General features: G+C 29.7%; 12 protein-coding genes. 4 read left to right on the top strand and 8 right to left on the bottom strand.

Annotation, left to right across the window (positions count from 1 at the left end; translation table 11 throughout):
* Positions 1-48 precede the first annotated feature (48 nt).
* The 8 genes from gyrB to HMPREF1552_RS01875 form a co-directional block, all read right to left on the bottom strand.
* Positions 49-2,031, bottom strand: a complete 1,983-nt coding sequence (gene gyrB / locus HMPREF1552_RS01910) for a DNA topoisomerase (ATP-hydrolyzing) subunit B (protein WP_021743355.1) — start codon at positions 2,029-2,031, stop codon at positions 49-51.
* Positions 2,032-2,156: 125 nt separating this feature from the next.
* The gene (locus HMPREF1552_RS01905; protein ID WP_021743354.1) at positions 2,157-3,002 is read right to left on the bottom strand and encodes a hypothetical protein; all 846 of its coding nucleotides are present in this window, start codon (positions 3,000-3,002) and stop codon (positions 2,157-2,159) included.
* Positions 2,999-3,700, bottom strand: coding sequence for an ABC transporter ATP-binding protein (locus HMPREF1552_RS01900; RefSeq protein ID WP_021743353.1), 702 nt, complete (start codon positions 3,698-3,700; stop codon positions 2,999-3,001). Before HMPREF1552_RS01900 ends, HMPREF1552_RS01905 begins: the two co-directional genes overlap by 4 nt.
* An 11-nt stretch (positions 3,701-3,711) precedes the next feature.
* Positions 3,712-4,278 carry an aminoacyl-tRNA hydrolase gene (gene pth / locus HMPREF1552_RS01895; RefSeq protein ID WP_021743352.1) on the bottom strand — a complete coding sequence of 189 codons (567 nt, stop codon included), beginning with the start codon at positions 4,276-4,278 and terminating at the stop codon, positions 3,712-3,714.
* A 295-nt stretch (positions 4,279-4,573) separates the two neighbouring features.
* Positions 4,574-5,068, bottom strand: a complete 495-nt coding sequence (locus HMPREF1552_RS01890; RefSeq protein ID WP_021743351.1) for a flavodoxin — start codon at positions 5,066-5,068, stop codon at positions 4,574-4,576.
* Between the two features lie 250 nt (positions 5,069-5,318).
* Complete coding sequence (gene epsC / locus HMPREF1552_RS01885) at positions 5,319-5,867, bottom strand: serine O-acetyltransferase EpsC (RefSeq protein WP_021743350.1); 549 nt, start codon at positions 5,865-5,867, stop codon at positions 5,319-5,321.
* A gap of 153 nt (positions 5,868-6,020) precedes the next feature.
* Positions 6,021-6,938, bottom strand: coding sequence for a cysteine synthase A (gene cysK / locus HMPREF1552_RS01880; protein WP_039900968.1), 918 nt, complete (start codon positions 6,936-6,938; stop codon positions 6,021-6,023).
* 130 nt (positions 6,939-7,068) lie between these two features.
* On the bottom strand, positions 7,069-8,763 hold the full coding sequence (locus HMPREF1552_RS01875) for a M3 family oligoendopeptidase (RefSeq protein WP_021743348.1): 1,695 nt from the start codon (positions 8,761-8,763) through the stop codon (positions 7,069-7,071).
* 244 nt (positions 8,764-9,007) lie between these two features.
* Between HMPREF1552_RS01875 and HMPREF1552_RS01870 the strand changes: the two genes are divergently transcribed.
* From HMPREF1552_RS01870 to HMPREF1552_RS01855, 4 genes are all read left to right on the top strand, one after another.
* A complete protein-coding gene (locus HMPREF1552_RS01870) occupies positions 9,008-9,988 on the top strand; it encodes a site-specific integrase (RefSeq protein ID WP_021743347.1) in 981 nt (326 codons plus the stop codon).
* A 285-nt stretch (positions 9,989-10,273) separates the two neighbouring features.
* Positions 10,274-11,569 (top strand): sugar transferase, encoded by a 1,296-nt coding sequence (locus HMPREF1552_RS01865; RefSeq protein WP_021743346.1) that lies wholly within the window; start codon positions 10,274-10,276, stop codon positions 11,567-11,569.
* 21 nt (positions 11,570-11,590) lie between these two features.
* On the top strand, positions 11,591-12,454 hold the full coding sequence (gene rfbA, locus HMPREF1552_RS01860; RefSeq protein ID WP_021743345.1) for a glucose-1-phosphate thymidylyltransferase RfbA: 864 nt from the start codon (positions 11,591-11,593) through the stop codon (positions 12,452-12,454).
* A gap of 12 nt (positions 12,455-12,466) precedes the next feature.
* Positions 12,467-13,363: a glycosyltransferase family 2 protein gene (locus HMPREF1552_RS01855; RefSeq protein WP_021743344.1), complete on the top strand. Its 897-nt coding sequence runs from the start codon at positions 12,467-12,469 to the stop codon at positions 13,361-13,363.
* The last annotated feature ends 5 nt before the right edge of the window (positions 13,364-13,368 follow it).

Raw genomic sequence — 13,368 nt, 5'->3', positions numbered from 1 at the left:
AAAGAAAAAACATAGTAATATGAAAAAATATTTACTAATCAAAATAGATTAAATATCCAAATTCCTTACGTAATTTGCATTATCCTCGATAAACTTTCTTCTCGGTTCAACTTTATCTCCCATCAGAATATTAAACATTTTATCGGCATAGGAAGCGTCTTCCATTGAAACTTTTAACAACGTTCTTACTTCTGGATCAAGTGTTGTTTCCCAAAGTTGTTCTGGGTTCATTTCTCCTAGCCCTTTGTAACGCTGGATTGTGTATTTTCTTCCTTCTCCTTCCAGCACTCTTGTCACTTGTTTCATCTGATCATCTGAGTAGGCGTATCTGATTGCCTTTCCAGTCTGAATTTTGTATAAAGGAGGCTGTGCGATATAAATATAACCTTCATTTATTAATTCTCTTAGATGTCTGTAGAAGAAAGTTAGCATTAATGTTCTAATGTGAGCTCCATCAACATCAGCATCTGTCATAATTACGATTTTATGGTATCTTAGTTTTTTCAAATCCATTTCTTCGCCAAATCCAGCTCCAAAAGCTGTAATCATTGCTCTAATTTCAGCATTTTCCAAAGCCTTGTGTACTCCTGATTTTTCTACGTTTAAGATTTTTCCACGAAGTGGCAATATTGCCTGAAATCTTCTGTCTCTTCCTTGTTTTGCAGAACCTCCTGCCGAGTTTCCTTCGACTATGAAAATTTCTGATTCAGCTGGATCTTTTGAAGAGCAGTCTGCCAGTTTACCAGGCAGTGATCCTACTTCCAATGTATTTTTTCTAAGTACAAGCTCTCTTGCTTTTTTCGCAGCTTCTCTTGCTCTTTTTGACATTGCCATTTTTTCAATGATTTTTTCGGCCGCCTTTGGATGATCTTCTAGATAGAATTTCAAATTGCTTCCAACAATATTTGATACAATTCCTGTAACTTCACTGTTTCCAAGTTTTGTTTTTGTCTGTCCTTCAAATTGAGGCTCGGGTATTTTTACACTTATTACACAGACAAGCCCTTCTCTTACATCTGTTCCCTGAAATGTCCCATTTTTATCCTTGATTAAGTTCATCTGTTTTGCAATATCATTAATTGTTCTCGTAAGCGCAGTTCTAAATCCACTGACATGGGTTCCGCCTTCATGGGTATTTATGTTATTTACAAACGAATAAACAGTTTCTCTTTGTGAAGTTGTGTAGTTCATTGCAATTTCCACTTCCACGAATTTTGCACTTCGCTGTTTTTTCACCGTGTTTCCATCCTCATCCACAGTTTCTACTTCCTTAGCTTCCTCAATTTGCATTGTATCAGCCATATAAATCACATCATCAACGATTTTTTCCTCATCAATAATTTCATTTAAAAAGTCTTTTATTCCACCTTCAAATAAAAATTCTTCAGCTTTTATATTTTCAGCATTTCTCTCATCAGCCAGTTCAATTTTTAAGCCTTTATTCAAATATGCCAATTCTTTTAAACGTGATTCCAGTACAGAATAATCGTAAACTGTTGTTTCGAATATCTCATCATCAGCCTTAAATCTAATTACAGTTCCGTGTGCATCAGCATCTGCCACGCCAATTTCCTCCACAGGCGAAGTTGGCACACCACGCTGATATGTCTGTCTAAAAATCTTTCCATCACGTGTTACAGTTGCCTCAAGCCATTCTGACAAAGCATTTACGACAGATACCCCAACTCCGTGAAGTCCCCCTGACACTTTATAATTATCATTGTCAAATTTTCCTCCAGCGTGAAGCACAGTAAGTACAACTTCCAATGTTGATTTTCCAGTTTTGTGCATTCCCACAGGGATTCCACGTCCATTGTCAGATACCTCGATAATATTTCCTTCAAGTATCTTTACAGTAATTTTATCACAAATTCCAGCAAGTGCTTCATCCACGCTGTTATCCACTATTTCCCATACTAGATGGTGAAGCCCACGTGCCGACGTTGATCCAATATACATTCCTGGACGCTTTCTAACTGCTTCCAGCCCTTCCAGAACCGTAATCGCCTCTGCTCCATAATTATTATCCATTATTTATTTTTCCTCCATTTTTAATATATGTTCAGTCATAAATAGAAACTTGAACAAATCTAATTTTTGTCGTTAAGTTTTTTTGTTTTATTACATAAATTGTAATAATTAAATTATAAAACAATTTATTCTAAATTCAATTTATTTTTTAATATATAATTTACGCTTAAGAATAGTACTATACTCACTATACCAGTTAATATAATTAATCCAAAATTTGCACTTATGATGTATTTTACGACATTTAGAGCTACATTTCCAGTTTTATCATATAATGACGAATTATATAGATATGTATAGACCAAAATCATTCGTTTTATAACATTTAAAATTCCTCCAATTATCATAAACAATGCAGCTCCTATTAAAATTCTGTATGATTTTGCCATATTTGCGACACTGACACAGAAAAATAAGAATAGTATCTTTTCAATTGCCCAAAAAATTAAGAAAATGATAAATAAAATTATTGTTGGAATTATATATTGGATGTCTAGTGCTGTTTTTAGATAATTTATCATTTGTATAAAATCTGGATTTTCCCAAAATTTTGACAAAACAATTTCTTCAAGTGGGATAATTAATAAGAATGTTAAAAATATTATAAAACCATTAATGATAAACCAGCTTAAGAAAGTTATTGTTTTTGCCAAAATTATCTGAGCTGTACTAATTGGAAGCGTATTTGTCAAATATCCCTCATTTCCATATACAGAGCGATAAAAACGCACTACTACTCCGTAATGTAACATTATTATAGAGCCAATAACAGCAAGCGTGTACACAAAATAAAGTGTACCTTGAAACAGCGTTACAGTGAATCGTAAATTCTGATCTATGCTTTTATTCATCAAAACAAATAACAGTATTCTTATACAAATTCCCATTATACCTAACCCAATATAAAACGGAAATATCAACTTACCAATATCAGCAAAATCATATTTAATTAATTTTCCTAAAATTTTCAATACTTGAACACCTCCCTGAAATAATTGTCAACAGTCATATTTTGTTCTTTTTTTATTGTTTCGACTTCTTGATGGAGTAAAATATTACCTTTGTTTATAAAAATTGCCTCATCAAGCACTGATTCAATATCTGCAATTAAATGAGTAGAAATAATAACAGCAGCATCTTTATCATAGTTTTTTATAATTGTATTGAGGATATAGTCTCTTGCGGCGGGGTCTACACCCGCTATTGGCTCATCCAATAGATACAGCTTAGCTCTTCTACACATTACAAGAATTAGCTGAACTTTTTCTTTCATTCCCTTAGAGAGTAACTTAAACCTTTTGGAAGAATCAATATCCAAGTCCTTTAACATCTTTATAGCCCTATCTAAGTCAAAATCTTCATAAAAATCTGCAAATAGTCGTAAAATAGCCTTTACTGTCTTAGTATTATCTAAATAATTTTTGTCTGGCGAGTATGCAACAATCTTTTTAGTTTCTATGCCAGGATTTTTTCCATCAATTAGTATCTCTCCTTGAGTAGGTTTAATAAGTCCGTTCAGAAGCTTTATAAAAGTTGTTTTTCCACTTCCGTTTGGACCTAAAAGTCCAACAATTTTTCCAGATTTTACTGATATATTCACACTGTTAAGAGCATTAGTAAAATCATAACTTTTAGATAGCCTATTGCACTTTAAAATAATATTGTCCATAAGTATCCTTTCTATTTTGTATTGTATTTATTCATTAGTCTAGAAATTGTCATGTCATCTTTTATATCATCAATAAGACTAAATATTTTTTCTCTTGAATTTTTTACAATTTCTTTTTCTTCAGGCGAAAATTTTCCTAGCACAAAGCTTAATATTTCTTCTTTCATTTTAGGTTTTCCAATTCCAAATTTTATTCTTACAAATTCATTTCCAACATGTGAAATTATGGATTTTATTCCATTATGTCCTCCTGCACTTCCATTTTGTTTAATTTTTAACTTTCCAAATGGCATATCCATATCATCATAAATCACAAAAAGTTCTGTTTTGGGGTCAATCTTAAAAAATCTTACAGTTTCATCAATAGCTTCTCCACTCAAATTCATAAAAGTTATTGGTTTCTGATAAAACACCTTATCTCTTTTGTGATTAGTTTGTACAAAAAGTGATTTAAATTTCTCTCTTATGTCAGTTATATTATTTTTTTTCAAATATTCATCAATAAATATAAATCCAATGTTATGACGTGTTAATTTATACTGTTCTCCTGGATTTCCCAATCCTACAATTAGTTTCATTAAAATATTTCTCCTTTTTCAGATTGTTCATTTTAAATTATATCAAATTTATAAAAAAAATACAAAAAATATTTGAGAAAACTATTTAATTTTCGCTATTTAGGAGATTATTCCATAAATAAAAAAGACGCCTTTATGGACGCCTTCTTTATTTTTGGAGAGAAAATCAACTTGTGAAAATTGATTTATCTTAGTTATATATAAATATATATAGCTAAAATCATATTTATGTTTGTCTTTTGTGAAAACAATCAGTTTATTTGAAGAAATATTTTTCACAGACATAGATTAGTTATTAAAATTCTTGTTTGATTTGTTCAACCCATGCGTCAATTCTTTCATCTGTTAATTCAGATTGATTGACTTCATCTAAAGCAAGTCCTAAAAATTCCTTATTTTTTGCTGCTCTTGATTCATTGAATTCATATCCTTCAGTCGAAGTTTTCCCAATAATTGTTGCACCAGTTTTTTGGATTTCTTCATCAATGATGGCTATTCCATCCATAAACGTATCAGAAAAAGTACCTTGATCACCACTTCCGAAGTATCCTACTTTTTTACCACTGAAGTCTTTGCTTGCTAAGTCATCAACAATTGCTGCCCAGTCATCTTGCAAGTCTCCAAATCCCCATGTAGAAGTTCCTAAAAGCAATACATCATAATCTTCTAATTTATCCTCATTTCCATCAATATTAAAAACTTCGGCTCCTTCAATCTTTTCTGCGATTTTGTGAGCAATATCTTCAGTTACTCCTGTTGTTGATCCGAAAAAAATTCCTACTTTTGCCATTTTAGACCTCCGTATTTGTTAGTTTAATTTTAAATATATTTTCATATATTTATCTATTTCTGAATAGTTTTATCCAGACTTTGTATTAAATCAAAGAAATGAAATAAATTGTTTTGTTTAAAATTTCACTTTAAATTACTTATTAAATTTTTGTATATTAAGAAATATACCATATTTTACTTTGATTGTCAAATTTTTTTGATATTTAAATTTTTACTGCTATTTTTTTATAAATTATTATATTTTTTAGTTAAATATGCCACATATAATAGTCTTCTTCTGTTTTTGGAATAATTCTTGCTGGAATACCTACTGCTACAGCTTCATCAGGAATATCTTTTAAAACAACTGAATTTGCACCAATTCTTACGTTATTTCCGATTACTATGTTTCCAAGCAATTTTGCTCCAGCTCCTACAGAGACGTTATTTTTGAGTGTAGGATGCCGTTTGACTTTGGATGTACTTACACCACCAAGAGTTACATTGTGATAGATAACGCAATTATCTCCTATTTCAGCAGTTTCTCCAATTACAATCCCCATTCCGTGATCAAAAAATATTTTATTTCCTAGCTTTGCGCCAGGATGAATTTCTATTCCTGTAAAAAAACGAGAAATCTGAGAAATAAGCCTTGCGAAAAGATATAATTTTCGTTTTTGAAAAAAATGGGCAATTTTATGATTAATAACAGCATGTAACGATGGATAAAGAAAAACTTCTATTTTATATCTTACAGCAGGGTCTTTTTCTGCAATATTATTTATTTCGCTTAGTAACCATTTAAAAATAATAATCACACTCCTTAAAAGTTATATGCTAAGATTATATAATAAAACTATTTTAAAAACAACTTTTTATTATATAAATTTCAAGTATGAAAATAGGCAATTCATCCCATTCATTTATATAGAGTCAGAGAATCCTTGCCCAAGTTATCTAAGCTATGTTAATTATAAGCTATTTCTGAATGCTTCTATTGATAGATATTTTTCTCCGCCATCAGGTAAAACAGCTAATACTTTTTTCCCTTTTCCTAATTTTTTAGCCACTTCGTAAGCTGCTGCAATTGCACTTCCAGAAGAAATTCCTACAAATAATCCGTTTTCTTTTGAAGCTCTTGTTGCAAATTCTATTGCTTGTTCATTAGTTGTTTTTATAATTCCATCTACAAGATTAGCATCATAGTTTCCAGGAATAAATCCTGCACCAAGCCCTTGTTGGAAGTGTTTCCCAGGTTGTTCTCCTGATAATACAGCAGAAGTTGAAGGTTCAACAGCAAATACTTGTACTCCAGGTCTTTCTTCTTTCAATCTTTTTCCAACTCCTGACAAAGTTCCAGCAGTTCCAACTCCTGAAATAAAGGCGTCAATTTGTGGAAAGTCATTCAAAATTTCCTTTGCTGTAGTTTCATAGTGTTTTGCAGGATTTGCAGGATTTTCAAATTGTTGAGGAAGGAAATATCCGTTTTCAGATGCTAATCTTTCAGCTTCAGCAATCGCACCTTTCATACCTTTTGCCCCTTCAGTTAGAATTAATTCAGCGCCATAAGCCGCCAAAATACTTCTTCTTTCCACACTCATCGAATCTGGCATTATAATTATAACTCTATATCCTTTTGCTTTTCCTATTAGTGCCAATGCAATTCCAGTATTTCCTGAAGTAGGCTCAACAATTGTGCCACCTGGCTTTAATTTTCCTTCTTTTTCAGCTGCTTCTATCATTCCAAGAGCTGCTCTATCCTTTACACTTCCACCAATATTATATTTTTCCAGTTTTACATAAATATCAGCAATATTTTCTTCGTTTAAAAATTTTAGTTTCACCACAGGTGTATTTCCAATTAAATCTAAAATATTTTCATAAATCATTAAAATTACCTCCATATTTAATATATTGTTTTTTAAATTTGTATCTACAATTATTATAACACTAAAATTTATTAAAATCAATAGTAAAATTTGAAAATATTTTTAAATTTTGGTTTTTACATGGATTAAATTACAAATTCATATCATCAACACTATCCAAATATTCCTTAATTTTGGGAATTACAGCTGCTAATGTTCCTTCCTCAAACGGATTTTTCAAATTAGCAGATTTCATAAGTTCAAAGAATGATTTGCTTCCTCCAAGTTTACATAGATTTAGATAATCCTTCCATGCTTTTTCCCTGTCTTCTCTTGATTTTATCCAGAATTGGAAAGCACAGACTTGAGCTAAAGTATAGTCGATGTAGTAAAATGGCGAGCTAAAAATATGCCCTTGTCTAAACCAGAAAATTCCATTTTTCAATTCATCGACTTCTCCGTAATCTCTAGTTGGCAAATATTTTTTCTCAATTTCAAGCCATTTTTCACGACGCTCTTGTGGCGTAACTTCTGGATTTTCGTAAACCCAGTGCTGAAATTCGTCGACTGTTACCCCATAAGGAATGAATAAAAGAGCTTCTGACAAATGAATAAATTTATATTTTTCTGTATCATTTTCAAAGAATAATTTCATCCACGGCCAAGTCAAAAATTCCATGCTCATTGAATGAATTTCACAAGCCTCGTAAGTTGGCCATAAATATTCAGGCACATCAAAACCTCGGCTTTGGTAAACTTGAAAAGCATGCCCTGCTTCATGCGTCAAAACATCAATATCGTGTGCAGTTCCATTAAAATTGGCAAAAATAAATGGAGCCTTATGTTCTGGAATGTAAGTGCAGTATCCACCACTCATTTTCCCCTTTTTAGAAAGCAAGTCAAGCAAATTATTTTCAGTCATAAATGTAAAAAACTCATCAGTTTCTTTTGACAGTTCTTTATACATTGTTTTGCCGTGATTTAAAATCCATTCTGGGGAACCATGTGGATCAGCATTTCCAGAATTAAATTTTATAGCCTCATCGTAAAATCTAAGTTTTTCAACACCAAGCCTTTTTTCCTGTCTTTTACGAAGCTCAGTATGTAGCGGTACAATGTTTTCAAGTACTTGTTTTCTGTAACTTTCCACCATTTTTGCATCATATTCAAGTCTTGAAAGCTGTTTATATCCAAATTCCACATAATTCTTATATCCCATTTTCTGTGCCATTTTAGTTCTCACTTTTACAAGCGAATCATAAATATTGTCAAATTCTTCTTGATTTTCAGCAAAAAATTGAACTACTTTCTTTGCAGCTTCAATTCTCACATTTCTGTCCTTAGATTGAGTGTAAGGAACCATTTGCGATAAATTAAGCTCTTTTCCATCAAAATCAATTTTCGCACTGGCAATCAATTTTGAATACTTGCTTGATAATCTATTTTCCTCTTGTGCATCTGGAATAATTTCATTCGAGAAAACTTTCAATGTATTTTCCGCTAAGTCAAACAATAATTTTCCATATTTCTCAATAAGCTTATCTTTAAATTTTGAATTAACAAGCACTCTATAAAAATCATTCGTAAATCCAAATAGAATCGGACTGATTTCATCCATATACTCATTTTTCTTATCATAAAACTCATCATTTGTATCAATGCTATGACGAATAGAAACAAGTGTCTGCATAGTTTCGATATGGTTTCTCAACTTTATAATTTTATCAAATGCTTCAATTTGTCCTTCTACATTTTCTGACCTTTCAAAACTGTCTATTAATTCTGAAAATTGTCCTTTTATTTTTTCCAAGTCCAAATGTTTGTATTTGTAATCGTTGAAATTCATAATTTTCTCCTTCTGTATTTTTTAATTTTTATAATTTCAGTATATCAAATTTTGAGCGAAATAACAATTTTGTAATGAAAATTTTTCAAAGATTCAAGCTATAAGACTCAAATTTCATAATTATATATTTTTGATAATCTGTTTATAGTAGTTTAAATTTATTTTAAATTTAAATTCATAAAAGTTGTATTGCTATACTGTAAAAAATCTTGTTTTTAATATTTTTAGAAATAGGAGGGACAAAATGAAAATAAAATCAGGATTAATAAAAAAAGAAATGACCATGGCAAGATGTATGGATATTTGGATAGAAAATGAACATAATTATATAAAAGAATCTACCTATGCTCTGTATTTAACTATTATTGAAAAACATCTGAAAGTTTATTTTAAAAATAGAAAAATAAGTACAATTTCCAGTAAGGATTTTCAATCCTTTATTTTGGATAAGCTAAATAATGGAAAATTAAATGGAAATGGAGGTTTATCGAGAAAAACAGTAAAGGATATGGTAACAATTCTTAATGCAGTTCTTAATTTTGCAAAAAAAAGAAAAATAATAAAAAAGACAGAATTTGAATATAAAATTCCAAAAGAGAAGAAATCTGAAAAAATGGAAGTTTTTGATTCTGAGGAAAGAATAAAAATTTTTGAATATGTAAAAAATAATATGAATTGCCGTACAGTTGGCATACTTCTCTGTCTATGTACAGGGCTTAGGATTGGTGAAATATGTGCATTACGGTGGAAGGAGATAGATATGGCAAGAGGTATTATTAGTATAAATCATACAATACAGAGAATATATTCAAGTACTACTCAAAAAAGTAAAGTAATAATTTCTGAACCCAAAACACAAAGTTCTAAACGAAAAATCCCAATAGCAAGGGAACTGCTTCTTGTTCTGGAAAAATTCAAGTCAGAAGATAAATATTACGTCATTTCAGGAACTGAGAAATATATCGAGCCTCGAACATATAGAAAATTTTTCAAAAAAATGTTAGAGTTTTTAGAGATAAGAAAATTAAAATTTCATTCGTTGAGGCATACTTTTGCCACTCAGGCAATAGAACTTGGAATAGATTATAAAACGGTATCTGAAATATTAGGACATTCAGCTGTCAGCATAACGTTAAACCTCTATGTTCATCCAGAACTTGACCATAAGAAAAAATGTATGAACATAATTTTTAACAATATGACACAAAAATATACAGAAAATTAAAAAAAAGTATAATTCTAAAAAAATGAAAAAATTAAGATTACAGTAAGTATAGCAATACAACTTAATAAAAATTAAATCACTCTTAGATTCGGCTTCTTTTATGGATTTTTATATGAAATACTATCTTGAATTTACTACTAAAATGTGCTATACTTACAACGTAATTATTGTTAAAAAGAAATATGTTTGTCTATTTTAATAAAAAATTAAATATTTGATAGTTTAATAACTAAATTATACTTAATAAAATAAATGAATTACTTATTTAAGTGAGGATGAATACTTATGAAAATAAATAAGGATATTTATATACGAGTATTATATATATTTATTCTGTATATACTTTATAGTCTTTTACTAGATAAGTATGACTACATAGTAAAATACTTAACCAATTTTTTGTTTATTATATATATATTTACAAAATTTATATTTGGGCAGTTAGATTTTTATGCAGAACGTTTTAGGTTAAAGGATGTTTTCATAAATCTTGGGATTAATATTGTCTTTTCAGCAACTCTATATGCTTTTTGGAAACGTTTTGATATTTTCAATATGTTTGCAATGTTGTTTTTATTTCAAGTAATCTTTAGAAGAATAGTGTGTTCAATTTATATGAAAAAGAAGAATGTGCTTATATTTGGTTCAAATCATATAGAAAATAACATTCAACATGATATTATAAAATCTCTTGACTATAACTATGTTGGATATGTTTCTGACAATAAGAACAAGGGAACAGAATATCTTATTGGAAGTTATGGTGAGCTGGAAGAAATTATACATCAAAAAAAGATTGATATTCTTATAATTGTAAAAGATATAAAAAGTCCAGACTTTAAAAGATATATGAAACGGATTTTCGATTTAAAGATAAATGGACTTAAAATAATGAATTATGAAGAATTTAATGAGGATATCCAAAAAAAGATTGATGTAAATAAAATAAATGAGGAATGGCTTCTCCAGTCAAATGGATTTGATATTTTGAATAACGAGATGCAAAGGAATATAAAACGAGGAATGGATTTAATGCTTGCATTAATACTGATGGTCATTCTTTCTCCTTTTGCATTAATAGTTTCAATAATTATTAAACTGGAATCAAGGGGTCCTGTTATATTCAAGCAGACGCGTATAGGCGAAAATATGCGTCCTTTCAAGGTGTACAAGTTTCGAAGTATGAGGCTTCATGATCCGGATAAATATTCGAAATACACTCTAGATAATGATAGCAGAGTTACCAAGTTTGGTAAATTTATAAGAAAAACAAGAATCGATGAACTTCCACAACTTTGGAACATACTGAAAGGTACTATGAGCTTCGTTGGACCACGCCCTGAGTGGGATATTCTTGCAAAAGACTATGCAAGACAAATCAATTATTATAATCTCAGGCATCTTATAAAGCCTGGAATAACAGGTTGGGCTCAAGTGATGTTTCCATATGGAGAAAGTTTAGAGGATGCAAAAAAAAAACTTGAATATGATTTGTATTATTTGAAACATCAGGATTTCATATTTGATGTTCTTATTGTCGCAAAGACAGCAAAAGCTGTTTTTTTTGGAAAAGGAAAATAAAATAATTTTAGGAGGATTCCCATGAAAGGAATTATTTTAGCAGGAGGAAGTGGAACAAGATTATATCCTCTGACAAAATCAATATCAAAGCAGATTATGCCGATTTATGATAAACCGATGATTTATTATCCGTTATCTGTACTTATGCTTGCAAACATAAAAAATATTTTAATTATTTCTACACCAAGGGATTTGCCCGTATTTGAAGAGCTACTTGGAGATGGAAGTGATATTGGAATTCATTTGGAATATAAGGTTCAGGAAAATCCCAATGGACTTGCAGAAGCATTTTTGATTGGTGAAGAATTTATCAGTAACGATAATGTTGTATTAATTTTAGGTGATAACATATTTTATGGAAGTGGGTTTACAGGACTTGTTGAAGAAGCCTCAAAATTAAATGAAGGAGCAATAATATTTGGATATCCAGTAAAAGATCCAAGAGCTTACGGAGTTGTGGAATTTGATGAAAATGGTAAGGCGATTTCACTTGAAGAAAAACCAAAAGAACCTAAATCAAATTTTGCGATACCGGGATTATATTTTTATGATAATACAGTTGTTGAAAAAGCAAAAAATGTAAAACCATCTGCAAGAGGTGAATTAGAAATTACAGCTGTAAATGAAATGTACCTGTCTGAAGGAAAGTTAAATGTTAAGAATCTTGGAAGAGGGATTGCGTGGCTTGATACAGGGACTCATGAATCTTTATTAGAAGCTGCGAATTATGTGGAGGCTATACAAAAGCGACAAGGTTTGTATATTGCTTGCATTGAGGAAGTTGCATATCAGAAGGGATGGATATCTGATGAAAAAATGAAGAAACTTTCTGAAACTATGAAGAAAACCGAGTATGGAAGATATTTGATAAACCTTATAAAATAATTGGAGTAAAAAATGAATCCTAAAATAGAAATACTAATGGCTACATATAATGGAGAAAAATATATAAAAGAACAAATAGATTCAATTATTAATCAAACTTATAAAAATTGGGAATTGTTAATAAGGGATGACGGTTCTAAAGATAAAACGATAAAAATATTAAGAGAATATCAAAAAAGAGATGTAAGAATTAAACTTTTAGAAGATAATAAAGGTAATTTGGGTTTTGTAAAAAATTTTGAAGAATTGCTTAAAAATTCTTATGAAAATTTTGTTATGTTTTCTGATCAAGATGATTATTGGATAGAAAATAAATTAGAAATTTATAATAATGAATTGAATAAACTTTCAAAAGATGAGCTAAAACAACCGTTATTACTACATTCGAATTCTTTTGTTTGTAATGAAAATCTAAAGATAATAAGAAAAAAGTTTATTAATTCTAAAATAGCATTACAGTATAAAGGAAACAGTTGTTTTTTTGTTTACACTGTTCAAGGTTCTACTATCTTAATGAATAAAGAATTAATAAATATTGGACTTCCATTTTTAAAAAATGTAACATTACATGACAGATATTTTCATTTGTTATCAGAATTTTTCGGAAAAAGAATATTTGTGGATAAGAGTTTGATGAAATACAGACAACATAATAGTAATAAAATAGGTGTAAAAAGAAATATTATAAAGAAAATATTAAGAAAAAAATATTTTGATGAAAAGGATAGAAGATTAATTATAGAAATAAAGAAAAAATATAGAAATAAATTGACAGAAAGTAAGAAAATTTTAATAGAACAATATTTAGAAGTAACAGATAAAAAAATAAATAGAATAATACGTATTATAAAAGGTTTTAAATTTAATATGAATCTAAAAAAACGTCTATTTATGTTATTGAAAGGATAACAAGA

Origin of the sequence: Leptotrichia sp. oral taxon 879 str. F0557 (genome assembly GCF_000469385.1) — a bacterium.
Taxonomy (GTDB): domain Bacteria; phylum Fusobacteriota; class Fusobacteriia; order Fusobacteriales; family Leptotrichiaceae; genus Leptotrichia; species Leptotrichia mesophila.
Note: the sequence above shows the minus strand (reverse complement) of the source record. Positions and strands in the feature narration are given on the sequence as shown.